26 protein-coding genes are annotated in these 24,979 nt (G+C 33.7%); 18 read left to right on the top strand and 8 right to left on the bottom strand.

Translation table 11 applies throughout. The features are described 5' to 3' along the window. Positions 1–36: 36 nt before the first annotated feature. On the bottom strand, positions 37–549 hold the full coding sequence (locus tag OZP08_RS02810; RefSeq protein WP_268848244.1) for a hypothetical protein: 513 nt from the start codon (positions 547–549) through the stop codon (positions 37–39). A 241-nt stretch (positions 550–790) separates the two neighbouring features. Between OZP08_RS02810 and serS the strand changes: the two genes are divergently transcribed. Then, on the top strand, positions 791–2,062 hold the full coding sequence (gene serS, locus OZP08_RS02805; RefSeq protein ID WP_281322930.1) for a serine--tRNA ligase: 1,272 nt from the start codon (positions 791–793) through the stop codon (positions 2,060–2,062). Positions 2,063–2,129: 67 nt separating this feature from the next. On the opposite strand, the gene OZP08_RS02800 is transcribed toward serS, so the two are convergent. Beyond that, a complete protein-coding gene (locus OZP08_RS02800) occupies positions 2,130–3,035 on the bottom strand; it encodes a hypothetical protein (RefSeq protein WP_268848243.1) in 906 nt (301 codons plus the stop codon). 208 nt (positions 3,036–3,243) lie between these two features. Between OZP08_RS02800 and OZP08_RS02795 the strand changes: the two genes are divergently transcribed. The 7 genes from OZP08_RS02795 (at position 3,244) to yiaA (ending at position 10,081) form a co-directional block, all read left to right on the top strand. Next, complete coding sequence (locus tag OZP08_RS02795; protein WP_281322929.1) at positions 3,244–5,016, top strand: tetratricopeptide repeat protein; 1,773 nt, start codon at positions 3,244–3,246, stop codon at positions 5,014–5,016. An 87-nt stretch (positions 5,017–5,103) separates the two neighbouring features. Continuing rightward, on the top strand, positions 5,104–5,415 hold the full coding sequence (locus tag OZP08_RS02790) for a DUF4286 family protein (RefSeq protein ID WP_268848240.1): 312 nt from the start codon (positions 5,104–5,106) through the stop codon (positions 5,413–5,415). A gap of 78 nt (positions 5,416–5,493) precedes the next feature. Beyond that, complete coding sequence (gene rsmA / locus OZP08_RS02785) at positions 5,494–6,273, top strand: 16S rRNA (adenine(1518)-N(6)/adenine(1519)-N(6))-dimethyltransferase RsmA (RefSeq protein WP_281322928.1); 780 nt, start codon at positions 5,494–5,496, stop codon at positions 6,271–6,273. Then, entirely contained in the window at positions 6,263–7,612 is a 1,350-nt protein-coding gene (gene mgtE, locus OZP08_RS02780) for a magnesium transporter (protein ID WP_281322927.1), read from the top strand. Before rsmA ends, mgtE begins: the two co-directional genes overlap by 11 nt. A gap of 190 nt (positions 7,613–7,802) precedes the next feature. Continuing rightward, positions 7,803–8,579, top strand: coding sequence for a pyrroline-5-carboxylate reductase (proC, locus tag OZP08_RS02775; protein ID WP_281322926.1), 777 nt, complete (start codon positions 7,803–7,805; stop codon positions 8,577–8,579). Between the two features lie 395 nt (positions 8,580–8,974). Continuing rightward, the gene (locus tag OZP08_RS02770) at positions 8,975–9,679 is read left to right on the top strand and encodes a TIGR02117 family protein (RefSeq protein WP_268848239.1); all 705 of its coding nucleotides are present in this window, start codon (positions 8,975–8,977) and stop codon (positions 9,677–9,679) included. 9 nt (positions 9,680–9,688) lie between these two features. After that, positions 9,689–10,081, top strand: a complete 393-nt coding sequence (gene yiaA / locus OZP08_RS02765) for an inner membrane protein YiaA (protein ID WP_281322925.1) — start codon at positions 9,689–9,691, stop codon at positions 10,079–10,081. 132 nt (positions 10,082–10,213) lie between these two features. On the opposite strand, the gene OZP08_RS02760 is transcribed toward yiaA, so the two are convergent. The 4 genes from OZP08_RS02760 to nhaA all read right to left on the bottom strand — a co-directional run bounded on the left by OZP08_RS02760 (position 10,214) and on the right by nhaA (position 15,527). Further along, complete coding sequence (locus OZP08_RS02760) at positions 10,214–11,584, bottom strand: hypothetical protein (RefSeq protein ID WP_268848237.1); 1,371 nt, start codon at positions 11,582–11,584, stop codon at positions 10,214–10,216. Between the two features lie 3 nt (positions 11,585–11,587). Beyond that, positions 11,588–13,588: a hypothetical protein gene (locus OZP08_RS02755; RefSeq protein ID WP_268848236.1), complete on the bottom strand. Its 2,001-nt coding sequence runs from the start codon at positions 13,586–13,588 to the stop codon at positions 11,588–11,590. A 6-nt stretch (positions 13,589–13,594) separates the two neighbouring features. Then, entirely contained in the window at positions 13,595–14,191 is a 597-nt protein-coding gene (locus OZP08_RS02750; protein ID WP_268848235.1) for a hypothetical protein, read from the bottom strand. Positions 14,192–14,366: 175 nt separating this feature from the next. Continuing rightward, entirely contained in the window at positions 14,367–15,527 is a 1,161-nt protein-coding gene (gene nhaA, locus OZP08_RS02745; protein ID WP_281322924.1) for a Na+/H+ antiporter NhaA, read from the bottom strand. A gap of 121 nt (positions 15,528–15,648) precedes the next feature. Here nhaA and OZP08_RS02740 point away from each other — a divergent pair, with 121 nt between their 5' ends. The 6 genes from OZP08_RS02740 (at position 15,649) to OZP08_RS02715 (ending at position 19,134) form a co-directional block, all read left to right on the top strand. Continuing rightward, the gene (locus tag OZP08_RS02740; RefSeq protein WP_268848234.1) at positions 15,649–16,599 is read left to right on the top strand and encodes a 2-hydroxyacid dehydrogenase; all 951 of its coding nucleotides are present in this window, start codon (positions 15,649–15,651) and stop codon (positions 16,597–16,599) included. Between the two features lie 92 nt (positions 16,600–16,691). Beyond that, positions 16,692–16,973, top strand: coding sequence for a TM2 domain-containing protein (locus OZP08_RS02735; RefSeq protein WP_281322923.1), 282 nt, complete (start codon positions 16,692–16,694; stop codon positions 16,971–16,973). 172 nt (positions 16,974–17,145) lie between these two features. Then, positions 17,146–17,484, top strand: a complete 339-nt coding sequence (locus OZP08_RS02730) for a TM2 domain-containing protein (protein WP_268848232.1) — start codon at positions 17,146–17,148, stop codon at positions 17,482–17,484. A 3-nt stretch (positions 17,485–17,487) separates the two neighbouring features. Next, on the top strand, positions 17,488–17,901 hold the full coding sequence (locus OZP08_RS02725) for a DUF2752 domain-containing protein (RefSeq protein ID WP_281322922.1): 414 nt from the start codon (positions 17,488–17,490) through the stop codon (positions 17,899–17,901). Next, positions 17,877–18,347 carry a magnetosome magnetite crystal formation protein family gene (locus OZP08_RS02720; RefSeq protein ID WP_281322921.1) on the top strand — a complete coding sequence of 157 codons (471 nt, stop codon included), beginning with the start codon at positions 17,877–17,879 and terminating at the stop codon, positions 18,345–18,347. Before OZP08_RS02725 ends, OZP08_RS02720 begins: the two co-directional genes overlap by 25 nt. Then, entirely contained in the window at positions 18,331–19,134 is an 804-nt protein-coding gene (locus OZP08_RS02715) for a M48 family metallopeptidase (RefSeq protein WP_281322920.1), read from the top strand. The genes OZP08_RS02720 and OZP08_RS02715 overlap by 17 nt, the downstream gene beginning before the upstream one ends. A 91-nt stretch (positions 19,135–19,225) precedes the next feature. On the opposite strand, the gene OZP08_RS02710 is transcribed toward OZP08_RS02715, so the two are convergent. Then, positions 19,226–19,645, bottom strand: a complete 420-nt coding sequence (locus OZP08_RS02710; RefSeq protein WP_268848228.1) for a helix-turn-helix domain-containing protein — start codon at positions 19,643–19,645, stop codon at positions 19,226–19,228. 168 nt (positions 19,646–19,813) lie between these two features. Between OZP08_RS02710 and OZP08_RS02705 the strand changes: the two genes are divergently transcribed. The 4 genes from OZP08_RS02705 to OZP08_RS02690 all read left to right on the top strand — a co-directional run bounded on the left by OZP08_RS02705 (position 19,814) and on the right by OZP08_RS02690 (position 22,968). Continuing rightward, positions 19,814–19,975: a hypothetical protein gene (locus OZP08_RS02705; RefSeq protein ID WP_268848227.1), complete on the top strand. Its 162-nt coding sequence runs from the start codon at positions 19,814–19,816 to the stop codon at positions 19,973–19,975. 250 nt (positions 19,976–20,225) lie between these two features. Beyond that, entirely contained in the window at positions 20,226–21,632 is a 1,407-nt protein-coding gene (locus tag OZP08_RS02700) for a hypothetical protein (protein WP_281322919.1), read from the top strand. A 13-nt stretch (positions 21,633–21,645) separates the two neighbouring features. Then, positions 21,646–22,248, top strand: coding sequence for a DUF6705 family protein (locus OZP08_RS02695; protein ID WP_281322918.1), 603 nt, complete (start codon positions 21,646–21,648; stop codon positions 22,246–22,248). Between the two features lie 72 nt (positions 22,249–22,320). Then, the gene (locus tag OZP08_RS02690; RefSeq protein ID WP_268848222.1) at positions 22,321–22,968 is read left to right on the top strand and encodes a DUF6705 family protein; all 648 of its coding nucleotides are present in this window, start codon (positions 22,321–22,323) and stop codon (positions 22,966–22,968) included. A 63-nt stretch (positions 22,969–23,031) separates the two neighbouring features. Here the strand turns inward: OZP08_RS02690 and OZP08_RS02685 are convergent, their stop codons facing one another. Next, positions 23,032–24,834, bottom strand: a complete 1,803-nt coding sequence (locus OZP08_RS02685) for a lysophospholipid acyltransferase family protein (RefSeq protein WP_268848221.1) — start codon at positions 24,832–24,834, stop codon at positions 23,032–23,034. Positions 24,835–24,979 lie beyond the last annotated feature (145 nt).

Below are 24,979 nucleotides of genomic sequence, written 5' to 3'. Positions count from 1 at the left end.
TTTTCAGATGGCTTTTGAAATTTATATTTAATAATGCTAAAGTTTGAAGGTAACTCCAAATTTTGCACCATTTGTTGCTGTACCTGCGCCTAACTCTAGGTTAATACCAAATTTATTGGTAAAGAAATAGCGACCACCTACCTGAAGTCCAAAACCTACAGTATCGTAGTCTGGGTGATAGTCATGGTTGTCATAATTCCAAATATAAGCTGTAAGATTGGAACCTGCATAGAAGTCAAATTTACTTGGAATGTGCATTATCCTATTGAAATGATAATTTCCATTAATACCAATTCCTATCGCAGTGTTATTATTGTAATTAGAGTTGTTATAATAGTACGGATCATCATTTGTTAGAAGAGCGATTTGACCTCCAAGTGTAACATCTTTAGCGATTCCGTAATCAAGACCAAAATAGACAGGAACAATACCCCAGTCTGTAACTCCTACACCTGCGTTTAATTGTACTCCACCTTTTTCAAGCGGACTTTGAGCAAATACACCAGTCGATATAAAGCCTAAAGCGACTAGTAAAATAAGTTTTTTCATTTCTTTTTTATTTATATTACTATACAAACGTACGTTTTTTTAAATAATTGTTTGTTAAGTTTTAAAAGTTTTTAATTGCATGAATATCATTTCTTTGCTTTTTGAAAATAATTTTGGGGTTTTAGAATTAGTGATATATATACTACAAAATCAAAAAAAAGTATACAAAACAAACTTTGTCTAGTTGTTATCAAACATTTCCTTAAATTTGCTTCCATTATTTAGTTATAAAAATCAAACTATGTTACAAATCGCATTTATTAGAGAGAATCAGGAGAAAGTAATCAATGCTTTGGCAAAAAAAAATATGGATGCCAAATCTATTGTTGAAGAAGTGGTACAATTAGACGAAAAACGTCGTGCTACACAAGTAGAGTTAGATACTGTTTTATCCGAATCTAATAAATTATCCAAAGATATTGGTGATTTGATGAAAGCTGGCGAAAAATCAAAAGCTACAATTCTAAAAGAAAAAACAGTTCTGTTAAAAGAAAAAAGTAAAGTTCTTGCCGAAAATGCAGTTGTTTTGGCCAATGAATTAACAGAAAAACTATACATGTTGCCTAATCTTCCTGCAGATATTGTTCCTGTTGGAAAAACGCCTGAGGAAAATCTAAACGTTTTTCAGGAAGGAGATATTCCTGTATTGCACGAAGGAGCACAACCACACTGGGAATTGGTAAAAAAGTACGATATTATTGATTTCGAATTAGGAAATAAAATAACAGGTGCAGGATTTCCTGTTTATAAAGGGAAAGGAGCTAAATTACAAAGAGCGTTAATTTCTTATTTTTTAGATAAAAATACCGATGCGGGGTACAAAGAATACCAAGTGCCTCATTTGGTAAACGAAGCATCAGCATACGGAACTGGACAATTGCCAGATAAAGAAGGACAAATGTACCATGACGCAACAGATAATTTGTATTTGATTCCAACGGCTGAGGTTCCAGTAACTAACATTTTTAGAGATGTTATTTTATCTGAAAACGAATTGCCTGTTTTGTGTACAGGTTACACACCTTGTTTCCGTCGTGAAGCAGGTTCTTATGGAGCGCATGTACGTGGTTTAAATCGTTTGCATCAATTTGATAAAGTAGAAATCGTTCGTGTAGAGCATCCTGATAATTCGTATCAAGCACTAGACGGAATGGTTGAACATGTAAAAAGTATTCTTCAAGAATTGAAATTACCGTATAGAGTTTTACGTCTTTGTGGAGGAGATATGGGTTTTGCTTCGGCTTTAACATATGATTTTGAAGTGTATTCAACAGCTCAAGAGCGTTGGTTGGAAATTTCATCAGTGTCTAATTTTGAGACTTTTCAAGCCAATCGTTTGAAATTGCGTTTCAAAGACAAAGAAGGGAAAAACCAATTGGCACATACTCTTAACGGAAGTTCATTAGCCTTGCCAAGAGTTCTTGCTGGAATTTTAGAAAACTACCAGACTCCGGAAGGAATCGTAATTCCAGAGGTTTTACGCCCTTATTGTGGGTTTGATATCATAGACTAATTTATGAGCAATATCAAAAAAAGGTATCCATTTGGATACCTTTTTTTGATGTTAGAAGATGTAAAATCTATTTCTTATGTGTGTTCAGGTTACCAATGTTAAGAACAGCCTTACCGTTGGTTTTCTCCCAAAGATTTTGATACCCAATAGGAGTAGCACCAGTACGCGTTATATGATCAATTTTGGTTTTGTAATTGTTGATTTCAGTTTCAGATAATTCAGTTGGTGTAAGTACAACCACAAGAGAGTTGAATGATTTTTGAGCATCTAAACCACTAGGGATTCTTATTTTATCAACATAACGGCTGTCATTGTAAATGGCAAGACTTTCAGGATCCTTAATTTGAGAAGCGGGAATAAGTCCCATTAGATAAAGTTCAATATCAGCAAGATTATTGCTAACACTTTTCAAGATACCATTTACGTTATCCCAATGTCCGGAATAAGTTTGTGGGACAACCCAATTGGCCCATCGGTGTGTCATTTCGTGAATAATTGGTCCTTGGTCAATGTTGTTTTTATATAAAAAATAAACACCCTGCAACTTTCCTGCTGAACCATAACTAGCAGTATTGTCAAAGAGTTTAAGACCAATACCTTTTGTATCATTCTTTACATGAACATATTCGCCTGTAGGCATATTGGCAGGATAGTTGGCATTATTCATAACGAATATGACAAAATCAAAATCATCTTTCAAAACAGTATATAATTCTGTTTTACAGAGAGTTTTTATTTTTTCGGTAGTTTCGGCGGTATTGACGCCGTGAGAATTCCAATAATCAAAATCAGTTGCTGATACTTTTATAGAAGCAAAAGTGTTTGTGTTTTCAATAACCAAATTACTAGTAGGTGGTGTTTCAATAGGTTCTTGTTCATCTTCGGTGTCTTTCGAACAGCTGGAAAGAAACAATATGCTGCCGATTGTCATCAATGAAATGGTCTTACGAATAATGGGATTGGTTGTGCGCATAGGTTTTTATTAAATTTAAAAAGGGCGCAATGTAATTAATTTTATACTTGTGGGAACAACAAAATTAAGACCTTTGAAAAAAATTGGTTTTCAAACCTCAAATGAAGTATTTTTGTAAAGAGTAAAGAAAAAAGTAAAGCTGGGTTGATGACTTAAATCTACTGGTAATCTTTAGGTAAAAAAAGGATCGGCTTATAAATGTACCATCATGAAAAAACAACTTCTGTATATAATCTTGCTTTTTTCGACATCAATGTTCGCCCAAAACGATCAGTTGGCTCAGTATTATTATGATAAAGGCGATTTTGATAAAGCATTAGTCAGTTATCAAGAGTTATTAGACGGATTGCCTTCAAATCCTTTTTATTTTCAGCGAAAAATAGATTGCCTCCAACAATTGCAACAGTTTGAACCTGCTGAAAAAGCCATTCAGGAACGATTGGATAAATACAAACAAGCCACGCTTTTGGTTGATTTAGGGTATAATTTTCAGTTACAGAAAAATGATACCAAAGCCAAGAAATATTATGATGAGGCAATTGAGAAAATCAAAAAAAATCCAAACGAGGTTTATGGAGTAGCCAATTCTTTTGAGAAGAAAGTATTGCTTGAATATGCTTTAAAATCCTATCAGGTCGCCGGAGCCTTGGTGCCTACTTTTAATTATCAAATGGCATTGCTCTATGGACAATTGGGTAATACTGATAAGATGGTTGTGACTTTTCTGGATGAAGCTATGGCAAATCCTCAAAACGCAATGTTGATTCAAAGTCAATTGGGTCGGTATATGTCGAATGATGGAGATTCAAAATTCAATGATAGTTTGCGAAAAGAACTGATTCTTCGAGTTCAAAAAAGCCAGGACATTTTTTGGAATCACTTTTTGAGTTGGTTTTATTTACAGCAAAAAGAGTTTGGAAAAGCATTTATTCAAGAAAAAGCCATTTATAAAAGAAATCCGGAATCTCTCTCAAACATTATCAACTTAGGACAAATGGCTATTGAAGAAGATGATTATGAAGAAGCCAAAGCAATTCTTGATTTTGTATTAGAGAATACTACGGATACTCAGCTTATTATACAGGCAAATACCTATTTGATGAAAATGAAAATAGAGAAGGCGCCAGAAAAAGATTTTGTAGCCATCAACACGCAGTTTGATGTTTTGTTAAAACAATATGGTATAACTCCAATTACACTATCTTTGCAGTTGATGCAGGCAGACTTTGTGAGTTTTAAAATGAAAAATTCTGTTGAGGGAAAAGCGATAGTAAAGCGGGCTTTGGAGTTGCAATTAAATGTATACGATCAGGCGAAATGTAAAATGGAATTGGCAGATATTTTGCTTTCGGAAGAAAAATTCAATCAAGCTTTATTGTATTATTCACAAATACAGGAAAACTTAAGTAATGATGTTATTGCACACGAAGCAAGTTTGAAATCAGCAAAAACAAGTTATTTTAAAACTGATTTTGTATGGGCTTTAAAACAGTTCAAAGAGCTTAAATCTGCCAGTACGCAGTTAATTGCTAATGATGCTTTAGAGTATTTTTTGTTAATCAATGACAATACTGTTGCTGATTCGACTCAAACAGCTTTAAAGGAATTTGCTAAGGGAGATTATCTTTTGTATCAAAATAGAAATCAGGAGGCGATAGCCCAATTTCAATCTATACTGAAAAGCTTCAAAGGGCAGGAAATCGAAGCAGTAACCTTGTTGCGTTTGGGGAGAGTGTATGAGAAAATAGGCGATTATACTTTGGCTTTAAGCCAATATCAAGAAATAATTGCTAATCATAGTGATGGAATTTACATAGATGAAGCCTTGTATTTTTCGGCAGACATCTACAACAAGCAATTACAACAGCCTGATAAAGCCAAGGCATTGTATGAGAAAATCATTTTCAGCCATCAGGATAGTATCTATTTTGTAGATGCGAGGAGAAAGTTCAGGGAATTGCGAGGAGATACTAATTTATAAAACAGATTACTGGATTATTTAGATTGTTGGATTTTTCAATAAAGTCTAGCAATCCAGATAATCTAAAAGTCTAACAATCTAAAAAAAATGATTATATACAACGTTACCATAAACATACATGAAAGTGTTCATGACCAGTGGATGATTTGGATGCAACACAAACACATTCCAGAAATGTTAGCTTGCGGAAAATTTACTTCGGCTCGATTAGTGCGGGTTTTGATTGAAGAAGAAATGGGTGGAGTTACTTATTCGGTTCAATATACTACAGACAGTAAGGAAACATTAGAAAAATATTACCAAGAAGATGCTCCTAGATTAAGAGAAGAGGGCGTGAAATTGTTTGGTGACAAAATGCTGGCTTTTAGAACAGAGCTGGAAGTGATAAGTGAACATTAATAGATTATTCGATTTTTAGATGGTTCGGTATTTCGAAAAATCTAACAGTTTAATATTCGGAAAATCTAAAAAGATAAAATGGAAAAAGTAAAAGCAAAAAAACACCTCGGACAGCATTTTTTAAAGGACGAGAGCATTGCAAAGGACATTGCTGATACCTTGAATTTGGTTGGATATGAGGATGTGTTAGAGATAGGTCCGGGTATGGGTGTTTTGACTAAGTATATGTTGGATAAACCCATCAATACTTATGTTATAGAAATTGATGACGAATCGGTAACGTATCTGGATGCGAATTATCCAAAACTTAAAGACAGAATCATCTCAAAGGATTTCTTAAAATACGATATTAATGAGGTTTTTGCTGGGAAGCAATTTGCCATAATTGGTAATTTCCCATACAATATTTCTACACAAATAGTTTTTAAAGCATTGGAATACCGTAATCAAATTCCGGAATTTGCCGGGATGTTCCAAAAAGAGGTGGCAGAACGCATTTGTGAAAAAAAGGGAACCAAGGCTTATGGGATTCTATCAGTTTTAGTACAAGCGTTTTATGATGCTGAGTATTTGTTTACTGTAGACGAAAATGTATTCAATCCGCCACCCAAAGTAAAATCGGGAGTATTGCGTTTGCGCAGGAAAGAAGATTTTAGTTTGCCTTGTGGAGAGAAATTGTTTTTTAACGTTGTGAAAACGGCTTTTCAACAGCGCAGAAAGACTTTGAGGAACAGCTTGAAAAGCTTAAATTTGTCGGATAATTTGAAAGAGGACGAGCTTTTAAATCTTCGTCCAGAACAATTAGACTACACAGAATTTATTGCATTGACCCAAAAAATAGAAGCCGATGGAGTTTAAAATCAGCAAAGAATTAATAAAAGAATTAGAGCAACTCATTCAAAATAAAAACGACCAACAATTGGAAGTTTTATTGAATGATATGCACCATGCTGATATTGCCGAAGTTCTGGATGAATTGGATTTTGATGAAGCTACTTATATATTTAAAGTATTAGATAGCGAAAAAACAGCCGAAATTCTTTTAGAGTTAGAAGATGATTTACGGGAGAATATATTAAACAGGCTTTCGCCAAAAGAGATTGCCGAAGAGCTCGATGAACTTGAGACCAATGATGCTGCGGATATTATCGGGGAACTTTCTAAAGAGAAAAAAGCCGAGGTAATATCAGAGCTTCAGGACGTTGAGCACGCCAAAGATATTGTAGATTTGCTTCGTTATCCTGAGGATACTGCTGGGGGAATCATGCACAAAGAGTTGGTAAAAGTCAATGAGAATTGGAATGTTCTTACTTGTGTAAAAGAAATGCGTATTCAGGCCGAAAATATCTCTAGAGTCCATTCTATTTATGTGGTAGATGATGAAGATAGATTGAAAGGGAGATTATCACTCAAAGACTTATTGACTACATCTACCAGAACCAATATTAGTGATGTATACATTCGAAAGCTGAATTCCGTAACAGTAGACACAGAAGATGTTGAGGTGGCAAGAATCATGCAAAAATATGATCTTGAAGCCATACCAGTAACAGATGAGTTGGGGAGATTGGTAGGTAGAATCACCATTGACGATATTGTGGATGTAATCAAAGAAGAAGCCGAAAAGGATTATCAACTAGCAGCGGGTATTACTAATGATGTTGAGTCTAGCGATACTGTTTTGGAGTTAATGAAGGCAAGATTACCTTGGCTTTTGATTGGTATGATAATTGAAATTATTGCTTCAAAGGTTCTGGAAGGGAATCAAACTTCGGTTCAGCAATATTATACTTTAATGATTTTTGTTCCTTTGCTTTCAGCAACTGCAGGGAATATTGGTGTTCAAGCATCAGCGATTGTGGTGCAAGGTTTGGCAAACGGAACTTTAAAACAATATAGCAGTCAATACTTGACTAAGGAACTTTCGGTTGCATTGATATCTGGAACAATAATATCATTGTTTTTATTTTTGTACCATTCTTTAATGTATCAACAGTATTTGGTTGGATTTGCTATTTCTATTTCTATGCTCGTAGTAATAGTTTTTGCGGCTACATTAGGAACATTGGTTCCGTTGTTTTTGCATAAAAACAAAATAGATCCTGCTATTGCAACAGGTCCTTTCATCACTACTACAAATGATGTTTTTGGAATTATGATTTATTTTGGAATAGCCAGATTAATATTAGGATATTAGCTATCGATAGTTTAGGAATTTAACAATTATCCCGAATTTATTTATATTAAAAAATAATAAATTCGGGATAATTCTTGTACTTTGTAGTCAAAGTTTTTTACAATATCAGGTAAACCATTTTTATTAATCCGGAATGCCTTTTTTTGGGATTAACTTACTTATTAATCGCTCAAAGTATAAAATAAACTAAATGAAAGTACATATTATTGGTGGTGGAAACTTAGGGGTTTCTATCGCTTTGGGAATTGCAAAATTCTCTCCAAACAATCAAGTTACCATAACCAGAAGAAATACAGCGAGTATACTGTATTTAGAAAAATTAGGAGTTACAGTTTCTTCAAATAATACACATCAGATACAAGAAGCCGATGTGATTATTCTAACCATAAAACCCTATCAGGTAGATACCGTTTTGGCTGAAATCCTTCCTGTTATTTCCAATAAAATAATTGCTTCGGCTGTAAGTGGTCTAGCGATTGAAGTTCTTCAGGAAAAGACAAAATTTGAGCACCATGCGGTTCGTATTATGCCTAATATCGCGGCACAGTTTGGAGAATCTGCAACTTGTATCTCTTTTAATGAGAAAGACAAAGAACAAGGGCAGAGCTTAGTCACTCTTTTTCACGATTTAGGAACAGCAGTTGTAATAGACGAAAAATTAATGGATGCCGCTACTGTTCTCGGTGCTTGCGGAACGGCTTATGCATTGCGATATATTCGTGCTTCTATGCAGGCTGGAATCGAGATTGGTTTTGATTCACAGACAGCTTTGGCCATAGCCGCACAAACTGTAAAAGGTGCAGCCCAAATGCTACTCGAAGAGAGAGTACATCCGGAACAACTTATAGATAGAGTAACTACACCACAAGGATGTACCATTGTTGGGCTTAACGAAATGGAACACAATGGTTTTAGTTCTTCGTTAATCAAAGGGATAAAGACTTCTTTGAAGCAAATTAAGGGGTAAAATCATTTATTCTGCCGGTTTTACTAAAGCTCATGTGGGCGTGCCACCATAAAGGAAAGGGGCCAACTCACCTACTGTTGAGTCGGCCCCTTTCCTTTATGCTGTCAGGCTATCCGCGCTACTTCGGTAGCTAGCTGCTATCCTTCACGCAGCATCTCACAAGATCTTTTTGGATAACTAGAAAATTAGTTTTTATAAGAACCAGAGTAAGGAAGGCTATACAATAGTTTTTTGCTTTGTTTTGAAAATGAAGTGTTTAAAAAACACTCACTTCTTTTTTAATTAAAAACAAGATATTGACTACAAACTGTTTGCTGTTTTCAAATTAAATAGCATATTTTTGGCCCTCAATTTAGGATGAAAAATCTGTAACATTTGAATTTGTAAAGAATTTTATGAAAAAAAGTTTTATTCAATCAGTAAAAAAAGTAGCTCTATATGCTGGTAAAATACTACTGCTGTTTGTTGGGTTTATTTTAATCTATTTAGCTGCTAGTTATTGTCTTTCCAGAATAACTGTTGAAAAAGAAGAGGATTCCAAAGAGGAGATTGCTATTTATATCATGACAAATGGGGTGCATACTGATATTGTTATGCCAACCTGCAATGAAGTGGTAGATTGGAGCAAAGAAGTAAAATATACAAATACAATTGCCAAAGATTCTACCTGTCAATATATCGCAATGGGTTGGGGTGATAAGGGGTTTTATTTAGAAACTCCAGATTGGGCTGACTTGAAGGCTTCAGTTGCATTCAACGCAGCATTCGGATTAAGTTCAACTGCAATTCATGCAACTTATTATTCTAAAATTGTCGAAGATGAATCGTGCAAAAAGATTATGGTTAGTAAAAATCAATATTCAAGATTAAAAGAGTATGTTATCAATAGTTTTAAAAAGGATGAAAACGGGCATTTTATAAACATACAAACCAATGCAAATTATGGTAAAAAAGATGCTTTTTATGAAGCAAACGGTAGCTATAGTTTGTTTCACACTTGCAATACTTGGGCAAATAGTGCTTTAAAAACAAGTGGACAAAAATGTTGTCTTTGGACACCATTTGATACAGGTATATTCTTAAAATATAGTAATAAATAAAAATTAAAAATGGTACAAAAAACATCAAATGCATTTATAGCTGCTTCATGGATAGCGCTAGGGACTGGGGTTGTAGGGTATTTAGTAGGTCTAGCAAGAGCTGAAATGTTGTTAAATGAAAAAGGATATTACTTTACAGTTCTAATGTTTGGACTGTTTGCAGTAGTGTCATTGCAAAAAAGTGTAAGGGATCGATTAGAAGGATATCCTGTAACAGATATTTATTATGGTATTTGCTGGTTTGGAACTATTCTTTCTATCGTTTTATTAACAGTAGGACTTGTTAATGCTACTATTCTTCCAAGTGAAAAGGGATATTATGCTTTTGCCTTTTTATTGGGTATTTTTGGCGCAATTGCTGTTCAAAAAAATACTAGAGACAGTCTTAACCAAAATTCATAATTTTAAATTCTCCAAGATTTTTGGATAGGGTTTACAACATATCAAAAACACTAAAAAAACGTTGCTTATACAAGCAACGTTTTTTTTATTATTAAGTCCCATTCTGAAATAATTATATCAAAAACAGCATGTTTAGTGGATAATTGTAATCAGGTTTTCTTTATCCTTGGTTTGTAAATGAGCTTGGAAATAACCTGAATTGTTTTTTTCTGTAAGGTCAACAGATAAAATCCCGAATGATTTTAAAAGCTGTAAACTTTTGTTTTTAGCTATTATAAAGCGCCAATCTTGCGGTTTCAGTTTGTCTAAATGTACCTGTAAATAACCTATTTTGGAAGAGGAAGAAGCCGAAGGAAGCTGCTTCGGAGGATTGGCTTCCAGTACCAAAGCATTATTTCTGATAGAAGTTTTGGTTGGAGCCAAAGGGAAATTTACAAATACTTCATGATTGTCGATTGCTTTTTGTGATTTTAAGTACGAGTAGACTTTTTTGGAGTCCTCTGTCTGCATCGAAAAGTAAAAAGAGGGTTCACGACTAGTATGTACAACAACTTTCTTTATAGGGTTAAAATCATCATCATAATCATAACTGATAGCCGAATCTTTCTTCTCGACTATTTCATTCAACAACAATTCAGTTCTAGTTGGATTGTGAGCTAAAATAGAATCTAAATTAAAACCAATTAATTTATTGATTTGGACTGAATGTTGCTTAAGACTATTTTGATTCCGAATCATTTCAAAATTAAAACCCAAAGACAAAAGAGCATTGGGATTTTGGGAAAATGAAGCAGTTTTTATAGACTTAGGTTTCCATTTGAGTTGCCCTTCAATGCATATTTCCTGATCTTGTAATTTAAGGTTTAGAATGGCATCGTTTTGTAGTAAGCTATTTCTCTTAATCCAAACTGTGGCTGCATTTGGGGTGTCAATCGTATTTTTTATTTCTTTAGAATCTAAAAATTGATGTTTTAGAAATAAATCTTCTGCTACTTGAATAGTTACTTGTTGTTGTTTTGGTATGTTACAACATAAGATTTGATTGGAATACCGAACAATAAAAAGCCCTAATTCATTAGATTGATATCCGGTAAAAGAATCATTAAGTTTTGTTTTGGTAAAATGAGAATCGATTGTTGCTTTCTCAAAATCGGTTTCATTTATAATTTTTGCAACAGCAAACCATTGATTAACGGGTTGGTTCTCGATATGGAAAAAGGCCATGTAATCCGGTACCTCAATCCCAAAATTGGAAAGGCTTAATTTCTTTTTCGTTCCAAAATTTGAAATGCATGATTGCCATTGTGATGGAGTTTTGAGATAGGAAAAAATAAAATAATTTCGAATGTTTTTCACATCCACCATCACTATTCCATCGGCATTTTTTGGAATGGATTTTTCATCATAATTTTTATGATATCCAAACCAATAGAGCATTGTGATGCTTCCTAGGGCAATAAGAAGCAGAATAATTTTAAACAAATAACCTTTTTTGCCCTTCATGAATTACTCTGTAATGGTTGTTTCTTTTTTGCTTTCAGCATATAGTTCATTAAGAACATCAAAGAAATATTGCAAGCTATTGGCATGCTCTCCTTTGATAGTGTACGCAGATTCTGAAACAATATTACCATTTTTGAATTTGCATTCCATTGTAACTTCGCCTGCGTTTTTCAAAGCAATATCATAATAGTTGCCTTTAGAGTCTTTGTCTAATTCTGTTTTAGTTGCTGCGATTATTTTTTGAATATCTACCCAAGCTGCTGAATTGTTTTTTGAAATAGATTTCTTGAAATTAGCTTGTAAAGGCATAACCTTTTGCTGAATCAGGTTTTCTATATTTTCATTAGAAGTTGTTATCATAACAACACCATTTTTTAGCCCAATATATAGGTTTTCAAGGAGATTGTCTTTTTCAAAATGAATGGTGTAATACCCATTGGAGAATTTATAATCGGTAGCTGTAAACTTACTTTTGTTTAAAGGAAGTTGGAGTAGTTTGTTAACAAATGACTCATTTTTGGTATTCAAAAGGAATGTAAAGTCAGGTTGTATTTCATCTTTAGTGCCTTTAACTTCCAATTGCTCATAGTTTTCATTGTAGTCTATAGAAACGTACTCACGTTTTACTTTTTTTAGATCATGAAGCACAAAAAGGGCATTTCCAGGAATTAGATCCGCAATAGCTTTTTCGTCCAAAAGTAGAGCAATACCGTCAATTAAAACATCAGCTTCATTACCAATAGCTTCTTTAGAATAAGATTGATAAACGGAATTTAAAGTGTTTTTTAGAATCTGATATTCGTAGTTCATAATGGCTTGAGTATCCATTGCAATAGAATAATACCCCAAAACATTATTACCTACATAATTCATTAGGTTTTTATTTATTTTTGAATCAAAGATTTCTTGGTAAGATTTTTTAGTTTCCTCATTTTTAGGTGCCATTACTTGACTGAATCTAATTCTATCTTTTTCAAAATAACCATTTAGGTGGTAATTACTATTCAAAACCCCGTTTTTGTAAATTCCCAAAAATGCATTACTAACCCCTGAAAAACTTGAATATAATTGGTTTGTTAATGCATCTAGATCGGCATAAACAAAAAAGTCAGATTTAGGGTCGTTGTCTTTAAAAATGGTAGTATTAACTGCGGTTGTTTCTGTTTTAGAGTCGAAAGTTTCTTTAAAAATCAAATCAACAACGGCATTAATTTTTAACCTTTCGATAGAATCTGTTTTTTTATACTTGAGTTCTTCCAGTTTTCTATTGGTTTCCTCTAATTCAGCATTTGCTTTCTCTTGAGCAGCATAAATTTCATCTTCAGTAGGTTCTATAATTTTAGGCTCTTCTTTTATTTTTTTAATTTTCTTACCTTTTTTGGTTTTACCTTTTTTGGCTTTGCTGCTTTTTTCCGGATTCAATACAGGTTTTGCTACCGGTTCAGCAGCTATGGTATAGTCTGTAGCTACAGAATCTACAAAAACCGAAGTAGTGTCAATACTCGTTAAGTCAGAATATGGTTCTGTATCGTTGTATTTAGAAGGCTTTACGTAAGAGGAATTAATCAAAACAGCAAATTTTTCATTCCATGCTAAATGATGGTTTTTAGAAGTTGTTGCTCTACTATATGTTCCTTGTTTTTTTATCTTAATGCTATCACCGTATTTGCCTTGAATTAATTTTTCGAATAAAGTGGCATTGTTCAAAGGAATCAATATTACATAGTTCATCACCGTGTCTTTGTTGATGTAGTATTGATATTGCTTACTAGTAAGATCAATTCCGGTCTGGCTTAAATCTTTTGGTAAAAATTTTAATTCTTTTTCTAATAGAGTTTGCATCCAAGGGTACTCCTGAATGGTTTTTAGAGCCACTTTATCATTTAGGTTTTTGCCATTAAAACACAGACCAAATGGTGCATTTGCTGGAACTTTGGTTGCTAAATCCTGGGCATATATTGTTGCAGAAAAGCAAATAGCAAGTAATAATAAATAGTTTTTCATTTTATTTTAATTGAGTGTAATTGTATTTTCTATTTTTTCGCTTCCATTAATAACATTAATTACAGAACCGTTTAGTTTGATGGCTTTATTGTTTTTGGATGCAATTGCATTTTTATTAGAAAACGATTTTATAGTCGATTCAAATTTGTAAACCGAAGTGTATTTTGCGTTTTCAAATATTTCTTTATCGGCCTTTTTTAATTTATCATAAAGTGCTTTTACGGGCACTTTTTGGCTACGTACAAATTTCTTGTTGTCGAAGGTGAAATAATCCGTGGTGATAGCGGGGTCTATTTTTTTGCTGTTTTTTAGTTTTAAGAAAACGGCATTGAGATTGGTGATTTTTTGAAAATCCAAATCAACCACAAAAATAAAATTCGTTAAGTCTATATTCGTTTTTACATTCGAAATTCCTGTGGTGCTTTTTGCTAAAGCTTCTAGCCTTGATGCCTCATTTTTAATTTCTTCTTTAGAAGGAATGTCATAACCATTGACTTTATCCATTTTTAAAACCGAGTTAATTTTGGTTTTGCTTTGGCTAAAATTAATGACAAAATTAAAATGACCCGAACCATCATCTTTCATTTTTACTTCTTCGACCACTTCAAAGCAGCTTTGAAAGAGAAAGACAAAACAGAGTAAGGGAATAAAATAAATTTTTTTCATTGTAGGTTTTGCTACAAGATTTTAATAATAATATTTGTAGTCAATTTGCGTCACAAAGGAAAGAATAATTTTTCTTTTTTGGATTTCTTTAGTACGTTTTTTATCTTATTTATTAGCCTTTAATCGTTTTTGTTGGAGCTTTAACGGTAAGCTTTAACCAAAAATAACCCAATATTCCGGAGGTCAAGGAAGCTATTAATATGGCAATTTTAGAATAGGTTATGACTTCTTCCCCGTCTTTACTAAAGGCTAATAAAGTGATGAAAATAGACATGGTAAACCCTATTCCTCCTAGCATTCCTGCACCAAGTATGTTTTTCCATTTTAGATCTTTAGGCAATGAGCAAATTCCTAAACTTACTGCAAAGAATGAAAACAACCAGATTCCTAATGGTTTTCCCACTATGAGTCCAATAAGAATACCTACTGAATTAGCATGACTCAAGCCTTCGTGCCAATTTGCATCTATGGCAATACATGTATTGGCAATAGCAAATAAAGGAAGGATAAAGAAAGCTACGGGTTGGTGTAGAAAATGTTGTAGTCTATAGGATGCAGTTTTTTTTCCGCCATCTCCAAACGGAATAACAAATGCAAGTAGCACACCGGTTATGGTAGCATGCACACCGGAATTCAACATAAAGTACCACATGACGGCACCACCAATTAGGTAAGAAACTAGATTGTGTACTTTGCGTCTGTTTAGGATAAATAAGCATGCCATTATAGCTAAAGCCATTAATAAATTATCAAAAGCAATGGTTTTAGTGTAGAATATGGCTATTACCAGTATAGCGCCCAAATCGTCAATAACGGCCAGAGCAGTCAGGAATATTTTTAGGGACACCGGAACTCTATTGCCTAATAGAGATAAAACTCCAATGGCAAAAGCAATATCGGTAGCCATAGGGATTCCGGCTCCGTTTTGAGTAGTCGTTCCATAATTTAGCGCGAGAAAAAGTCCAGCGGGTAGAATCATTCCGCCCAAAGCTCCAAAAATGGGAAGGATCGCATTTTTGATATTGGCTAACTCACCATGGTATATTTCGCGTTCTAACTCTAAACCGATAAGTAAAAAGAAGATGGTCATTAATCCATCGTTGATCCAATGTGTGATGGAATGATGTCCTATTTGGGTATTCCAAAAAGCAATATATTCTGTTTGAATAAATGAATTAGCTAGTAATAAAGAAATTACTGTTACAAAAAGGAGCAATAGCCCACCTGCTTTTTCGCTTTGAAAAAAAGCAGTAAATGTTTTTGTTAATCTCATTTCTGTGGTTCGATTTTAATTGGAAAATGCTAATTTAAGTATTGTAGGTTAATTATTCTAGGTTAAAACCATAAACCGTGTTTTTTTATTTAATTTTGAGTCTAAAATCAAGAACATTTTTATGGATATCAAGATCCTTCATATTGACAGTAATCATCCCTTACTTTGGCAGCAATTACAACAAGCTGGTTTTATAAATCATGCTGATTTTACATCTTCTAAACAAGAGATTGAAGCAAAAATTCAGGATTATCAAGGAGTGGTTATTCGAAGCCGATTCAAAATTGATAAAGAGTTTTTGGACAAGGCCGTCAATTTACAATTCATAGCTCGAGTAGGTGCAGGTCTTGAAAGTATAGATTGTGAATATGCAACCTCAAAAAATATTGCACTAATAGCCGCACCCGAAGGGAATTGTAATGCAGTCGCAGAGCATACTTTAGGAATGATTCTTTCTCTTTTTAATAAATTGAATATGGCAGATAGCGAAATTCGATCTGGTGAGTGGAACAGAGAAAAAAATCGCGGATATGAACTAGATGGCAAAATCGTTGGGATTATTGGTTATGGAAATATGGGAAAAGCATTTTCCAAAAAACTCCGTGGTTTTGATGTAGAAGTATTGTGTTACGATATAAAAGATAATGTAGGAGATGCAAATGCGAGACAGGTTTCACTTGAAGTACTGCAAAAAAAGACAGATGTCTTGAGCTTACATATTCCGTGGACGCCAGAAACAGACAAAATGGTGGATTCGGATTTTATCAATGCTTTCGCAAAAGACATTTGGATTATCAATACCTCAAGAGGGAAAAACATAGTAACAGCTGATTTGGTTGCCGCCATGGAATCAGGTAAAGTTCTTGGCGCTGGTCTAGATGTTTTAGAATATGAAAAATTATCTTTCGAAACATTATTCAAAGATAAAGGCACCCCAGAAGCTTTTCAATATTTATTAGATGGTAGAAAAGTGATTCTTACTCCTCACATAGCAGGGTGGACTTATGAAAGCCATGAACGCTTGGCCCAAGTGATTGTTGATAAAATCAAAGCATTATACGGGAAAAATTGATTTTGTGAGATTTTAATGGTCTAAAAATAGTGATTTGTATTATTTTTTCTAATTTAGCGACCACTATTAACGAACTAAATTAATTAAAAATTATGGAGAATTCAAAACAAGAAACTTGGAACACACCAAATATGCAAATGCCAAAAGAAAACAAAAAAGTTTTAGCTGGTGTTTTGGCAATCGTATTAGGAGGATTTGGAGTGCACAAATTTATTTTGGGATATACACAAGAAGGAATAATTCAGCTTATTTTAGGAGTGGTTACTTGCGGAATTGGCGGTATAATTGGCCTAATAGAAGGAATTATTTATTTGACTAAAACCGATGAAGATTTTTACCAAACGTATCAGGTAGGAAAGAAAGCTTGGTTTTAAAAAATAGATCAAATAACAATCCCGTCTCGTCTTTTTGGCGAGACGGGATTTTTTATGGCATATTTAATTTTTAAATAAGATGTTTCTATTAATATTTATATATTGACAAAATTATGGAGTATCCGAAAATCCAAAATAGAGTAGGAAATAAATCTTTAACCAAATTATTATAATGGATTCACAAAAAGTTGACATGTTCATGATGATGAACGCTAAGTATTTTGAAGCACATCATTTAGGTACCATTCGAGAAAAATTATTAAGTTTAGACGAAAGCCAATGGCAAAGATTACAGTTAACGCAATTTAAAGATCCAACTACGGCATTGTTAATTTCGATTTTTGCAGGAGCATATGGGATTGATCGTTTTTATATTGGTGATACCGGAATGGGTGTTGGAAAGTTACTTACCTGTGGTGGTTTTATGGTTTGGACAATAGTAGATTGGTTTTTGATTCAAGGAGCTACAAGAGAGAAAAACGCAGCTGCTTTTAATAATGCATTTTTTTAAAATATGTTTAAGAACAAGCTTTATATACTGATTTTATTTGCTTGTTTTTTAGGGTATAGTTGGTTATTCTTTTTGGAATTTGCACCCATAAAAAATTCAGGTTTGGATTTGACGGTGTGTATTTTTAAAAGAGTAACCGGTTTGCCATGTCCATCTTGTGGTACGACCAGAGCAGTTTCTTTTCTGTTTAATGGAGAAATTGTAAAGTCGTTGTTTCTAAATCCTTTTGGAATCCTGGTGGCTGGAATCATGATTGTTTCACCGGTATGGATCATTCGGGATCTTATTACCAAGAAAAAATCTTTTTATGATTTTTATCTTAAAGTCGAAAAGTTAATTCAAAAAATAGAAATTTTCATTCCGTTGATTATATTGGTAATTCTCAACTGGATATGGAATATATACAAACAGCTATGATTGCAACGCAAAAATTTAATTATAAGCCTTACGAAAGTGAGTTGGAAAGAGCGTCCAATAGTTATTTGATGTCGCTCGTGGTAGTTTTATGCGGATTGCCTTTACCCATATTGAATTTATTGGCATCCGTTTTCTTTTATTTGGGAAACAGAAAAAGTACTGTTTTTGTAAAATGGCATTGTACACAGGCTTTGCTGGCTCAATTGGGGATGTTTTTCTTTAATACCGTGGGATTTTGGTGGACTGTGTCTATTATTTTTGATGGTGGAGAGGTGACAAACAGATACATCGCATACATAATTACCATTGTGGGGTTCAATGTAGTTGAATTTTTTTTTACGCTTTACTTGGCCACACAAACCAGAAAAGGAAATCATATAGAAATGTATTTCTTTTCGGATATTACTAATTTAATCTGTAAGACCAATTATGAAAGCACTATTTAAAGGATTATCAATAGTAGTCACTTTTTTTGGGATTTGGTTTTTGTTGTCTCAAATTGATTTTATCACATTTTTTAAAATCGAAAAAGCCAAAAGCGCTACCGAGAAAGGGGTTGGTGATATGATTTGGGACCAAATAAAAACTACCGAAGATATAGTGGTAAATGATTCGATTACGAAATCGTTAGACAAATTATTAAAACCATTGTGTAAAGAAAACGGAATTGAACGCGATAGCTTGAAGATACATATTATCAAGAAAGACGAAGTTAATGCTTTTGCACTGCCTGATGGACATTTGGTAGTGTATTCGGGATTAATCGAGGAGTCGAAGAACGAACAAGCTTTGATAGGGGTTTTAGGGCATGAAATCGCTCATATCGAGAACAATCACGTGATGAAAAAGTTGTCAAAAGAGATTGGGTTTTCCGTATTGATGCAGATAACCACAGGTAATAATAATAATAACGGTGTTATTCGTGAAATTATGCATACGCTATCCTCATCGGCGTATGACCGCACTCTTGAGAAAGAAGCAGATATCGCCAGTGTTGAATATATGCTGAAGGCTAAAGTGGACCCTGCGCCATTAGCCGATTTTCTGTATAATATGTCTTTTGATAATAAATTGGAAAGTGCATTGTCTTGGGTGAATTCTCATCCCGAATCAGAAGAAAGAGCCAAATACATTCTTGAATATATAAAAGGAAAAAAGATAAGTAAGAAGCATTTGTTAACACTAACAGAATGGGATGCTTTTAAGAAGGCGGTAAAAGAATACAAGGATTAAATGTCGTTGTATATGTCTAGTCCTGAAAATTGATACATATTCTAAAAACAAGAAAGAGACCACATAGGTCTCTTTTTTTGTTCTTATATTTTTATAAAAGGTTATTCCCTTTTAGTAATTTCTCTAAATATTCGACTTTGTCTTTCTCGGCTTGAAGAAGTCTTTCATACAATTTTTTATTCTCGTCAACTGACTCCATTAGTTTGTCTAATGGATTAAAAGTACAATGATTTCCAAAATTAACCTGACTATTTTTTGTGTCATTGAAACTATTAAAATAATTTATTACACCTTCTTCAGAGAAATTTTTAATTGCTTCTACAGTTACTCCCAGAGCTTTTGCAATCTCTGCAAGTTTTTCATCATCTATGGTTTCGCTATTCTCCATAGCAGATATTGCCTGTTGATTAGTTCCTAAAGCCTGTGCTAAAGCTTCTTGCTTCATGTCTCGAAGTTCGCGAATACGGCTAATTTTTCGCCCTATATGATTTGGTTTTGTTAGTGTGCTCATAGAGTCAAAGATAATAATTAGGAATAAAAAAAAGCAATATGTAAAAAACATATTTGATTCTGTACGATACATTCAAAAATGATTTTATAAGAAATATCATCTTCTTTACTTGCACGTAGTAAACAAAAATACAATTTTTCGGATAAGTATCAACCAAAAAATCAAATTATGAAAACTACGAACAATACGGCATTATTGTCCAAAAATGCTTTAGTACAAGCAGTAAACTGTTTTTGGAGTAAGAATGTGAGCTATTCAAAACCCATTTCAAGAACCAGCTTCTGTGCAAGAAGTGACAACATTGTTTGTCTAAAGGTTTTACAAGTATAAGATTTTCAGGTTTTTATTTTTTTTAAAATTAAGATTAAAGACTGATGTTGAATAAAAAATACGTATTTTCGTTCTTTTTTAATAAAAAAAGTAGCTTAATACTGTTTATATTGCTAAGAACAATGACAAGAAATAATGAAGAGATTTAATGAATGATTGAATCATTTATAGACTTAATGAAACATGGGACTAACAAAAAACCGATTCAGCCCAGCAAAATGCGAAATGAAAAGGTGAAATAAGTATAAGAATGAGAATTAAAAATGCAATTAAGGCTATTTTTGTTTTTAGTATTGCTATACTGATGGTAAATTGCGAAGCCGAAAAGTTAGAAATGGATGAGCAAGGATATCAGGAAAAAACAATTTCATCAGCCAAAAGATGGTTTAAGGAATATGAATCTAATGGTAGCAATTATGATTTATTTCAAGATTTAGAATATGACTGGAGTGAAGCGAGCATTACAAAATCAGTAGACGGAACACAGACGATTATTGTACCAGTTATTGAATCAAAGAAAAATCCTGATGAAATCTGGTCGCAGGAATTGTATATTTACAAATTAGGAGAACGTAATTATAAAGCTCTTTTGTTTGAAATATATCCAGACAAGAATGCTCCATCCAATAGCCAATCTATCGATGGAGGAAATTTTAACGGATATATGAGTACTTGGGATTTAAAGACGGGATTTATAAAAGCTGCTAAATTTGTAGATAATCAGGTAGTAGAAAATGGAATTGCACAAACCAAAGTTACTGGTAAAGCACCACCTATTCTTCCTTGTCAAGATGGGGATTGCAATACAGATGGCGGTGGCGGAAATCCAATACCGTTAAGACCAGTTGTTATCACCACTCCCGGCACTGGAACTCCGGTAGTCTATATGCCTCGCAATCCAGTAACCGGAGGAACAACTCCAGGGGGTTATACTTCACCCGTTGGAGGCAATGGAGGCGGTGGTTCAGCTCCCACTCCAAAACCAGTTGATCCTTGTAATAAAATGAAAGACATAACAGATGTTACAAAAGCAGGTAATATGAAACCAAGTATAGATTGGTTAAAAGCAAAAGTAATGGCTGCCGTGAATGATAAAGAGTTTGGAGTAGAAGTAAAAAAAACTATGAATCCTGATGAGACTTTTAAATATGAATACATACAGATAGTATCGTCTGACGAATTTTCATTTTCATTATCAACAGGTTCTACTTATATTGGTGGGGCACATTCTCATCCAAAAAAGGGTTACGCCATGTTTTCTTATGGAGATGTAAAACTTCTAAATGATGCCTATAATGAGGCAAGCCCTAGCAGAAAAGAAGATGTTTTTTTAATGGTGATTGCTAAAAATAATGCAGGACAAGTAAATACTTACGCTATTAGAGTGGATGACATTGCTACATTAAGCAGTAAAGTAAATATGGTCTGGAATGATCCTAAATATAATAGTCCGACAGACGATGAGAAAATTAAAAAAATTCATGATGACCAAGCAGCTCTATATGATAAAAGTAATGGAGCACTAGAAGAGAGTTTTCTACAGCAATTTGGCTCTTTTGGGATAACCATTTACAAAGCAGATGACGCCCTTACCAAATGGAATAAACTAGAAATTAATAAAGCGACAAATAAAGCAACCCTTGTACCATGTACATAAACAACAAATAATTATGAAAAACTATATTAATATTGCAGTATTTTTTATTCTTCTAAACAGCTGTATGGCACAAAGTCCAGTGCTTGATATTACGGATATATCAATGTTTAACACTGTTAAGGGGGCTTACTACAAAGACACCAAAAATGTGTTAAGCGGCTATGATGGTACTTATTTATATACCAATGGTACTACTTCATTTAAAATAAAATTGCAAAAAAACATCATGACTTCAAGAAATGGCCAATTCTACGAAGATTTGGTTGCTGGAGAATACCAATTGATCGAAAATGGAGTTGAAAAGGTGAATACATTAAGCCAATTAACTCCAACTAGCAACATAAATCATATAAGTGGAAAAAGGGTTTTAACTGGAACTACGTTGGGGTGTGACGACTGTAGAGCTGATGAAAAACGATTAAGGCTTGGTTTTTCAGATATCACACCCCAGAATGTCGGAGAAATTGATATTAGAAAAACAACCGTAGATGGTAGAGATGCAATCATAGTAAGTATTTGGTATACAGGACCTGTCGCTGTTAAAGAAGGTGCTCCAAAGCCCAAAGGAGGAATTATTAGGGCTGGCACATATACTATGATAAAACTAAAAAAATAAATCAAGCAACAAAAATCCCCAAGTTATAATGATTTGGGGATTTTTTTACCAAAAAGCGAGCTTATAAAAACCATGAAAGAAATACTATTTTTAGGATTTGTGTTTTTGAAGAGAAAAATTGAATACTATATTAATTTTGCAGTATTTTTTATTCTTTTAAATAGCTGTATGGCACAAAGCCCAGTACTTGATATTACGGACATATCAATGTTTAACACTATTAAGGGTGCTTATTACAAAGACACCAAGAATGTGTTAAACGGCTATGATGGTACTTATGTATGTACTAATGACAGTATATCATTTAAAATAAAATTACAAAAAAACATCATGACTTCCAGAAATGGTCAATTCTACGAAGATTTGGTTGCGGGAGAATACCAATGGATCGAAAATGGAGTTGAAAAAGTGAATACATTAAGCCAATTAACTCCAACTAGCAACATAAATCATATAAGTGGAGGACTAGTTTTAACCGGAACTACATTGGGTTGTAGCAGTTGTAGGGCTGATGAAAAACGATTAAGGCTTGGCTTTAGAGATACTACACCCCACAACATAGGAGAAATCGATATTAGAAAAACAACCGTAGATGGAAGAGATGCAATCATAGCAAAAATTTGGTATGCTGGGTGTTTTGCTTTTAGAGAAGGCGATCCAAAGCCTCAAGATGGTATTATTAGGGCTGGCACCTATACTATGATAAAACTAAAAAAATAAATCAAGCAACAAAAATCCCCAAGCTATTATAACTTGGGGATTTTTTATGATTATGGTAATATCTTAATCTTCTTTTTCGTTGAGCTTGCGTTCCAATTCAGCTTGAAATTCTTCCATTACCGGTTTCATCGTGCTTTCAGGGATATCAGCAATTCGGATGTACATTAAACCATCGATGGCATTATTGAATAATGGGTCTACATTGAAAGCAATTACTCTTGCATTTTGCTTGATATATTTTTTAATTAAAACAGGTAAACGCAAGTTTCCAGGTTCTAATTCGTCGATAATTTTGTCGAATTTATTCAAATCAGCTTCGGCTTCATCCAGAATAAAGTCTTTATCGGCGTCTTTAAGTTTTACTTTATATGCTTTTTTCGGATGTACGTATTGTGCAATATACGGATCGTAATAATTGGATTTCATGAATTCAATCATTAACGATTTTGAGAAGTCAGAAAACTGATTACTAATGCTCACTCCACCAATTAAGTATTTATGCTCCGGATAACGCAAAGTGGTATGAATAATCCCTTTCCAAAGCAAGAATAAAGGCATTGGTTTTTGTTGGTACTCTTTAACGATAAAGGCACGTCCCATTTCTATTGAGCTCAGCATCATGTCGTTTAATTCCGGTTCAAATCGAAATAAGTCATTTAGATAAAACCCTTCAAATCCATATTTTGTATAAATTTGAGAACCCAATCCCATACGATAAGCACCAGCTATTTTCTTCGTTTCATCATCCCATAAAAACATGTGATGGTAATATTGGTCATATCTGTCAATATCTATAGACTCATTAGTCCCTTCTCCCACTTCTCTAAAAGTGATTTCTCTCAAACGGCCAATTTCGTGTAAAATATGCGGTATTGATTTGGCATCTGTAAAAAACACTTCGTAATTTTTACTTTGCAGTAAGCGGCAATCTGTTTTACGTAGATTCTTTACTTCGGCTTCAATTTTATTTTGATCGCTTGCAGTAACTATCTCCTTAGGACTTTTAGGTATTTTAAGGGAAGGTGTTTGTAAAAGCTTGGATTCTTTTTCAAACGGATTGGCCAGCATATAGGTCTTTTTTCTTAAGAACTCCGTGTATTCCTCAATAGATTCGTGTTCGTTTTGTTCAGCTACCGAAATTGGTTTCCCAACGCGCACCTTGATAATACGATCTTTTTGAGTTAATAACTCTGATGGTAATTTGGCGGTTCTTAGTGTGTCATTTATTTTAGATAAGAAATAAAACAAGCGACTGTTTTTAGCATGAAAATAAATAGGAACTACAGGAACCTGTGCTTTTCTAATTACTTTTATGGCACCTTCTTCCCAGGCTTTATCAACTACTAATTTTCCGTCTTTATAGGTAGAAACTTCACCAGCAGGGAACATTCCTAATGGTTTTCCGTCTCTAAGATGACGAAGTGTTTCCTTTATCCCTACCACGCTAGACTTGGCGTCTTTGTGGTTTTCAAAAGGATTTACCGGCATAATATAAGGTTTCATCGGGTCTATACGATGCAGTAAAAAATTCGCTATGATTTTAAAATTTGGCTCTTTTTCAAGCATTAATTTCAATAACAGAATCCCGTCAATCCCCCCAAGTGGGTGATTTGAAATAGTAATATAGGCACCGTCTTTTGGTAAACGTTTGAAATCTTCTTCAGGAATCTCAAACTTAATTTGAAATTCGTCTAATATGGCATTTAGGAATGGCAATTCCTTCAAATGTTTATTCCTGTCGTATATTTTGTTTAATGTCGAAATCTTTAAAACTTTCATCAACAACCAACCGGAAAAAGTACCGAAAACGCCATACTTGTCCGTGTTTATTGTCTTTGCAACTTCTTTTGCGGTAACTAAACCCATTTATTTTTATTTTTTGAGCAAGAGACAAAGATAGCAAAATACTCCATTTTTTATGGTTTTTTTTGGATCAATCTTTCTACTTTTTACTACTTTTGGATTCCACAGAAAAAATAATCTTTCGAAGTTTTGATAAAAATAGGATTTT

Source organism: Flavobacterium aestivum (assembly GCF_026870175.2).
Taxonomy (GTDB): domain Bacteria; phylum Bacteroidota; class Bacteroidia; order Flavobacteriales; family Flavobacteriaceae; genus Flavobacterium; species Flavobacterium aestivum.
This window is presented reverse-complemented; position numbering and strand designations above follow the sequence as displayed.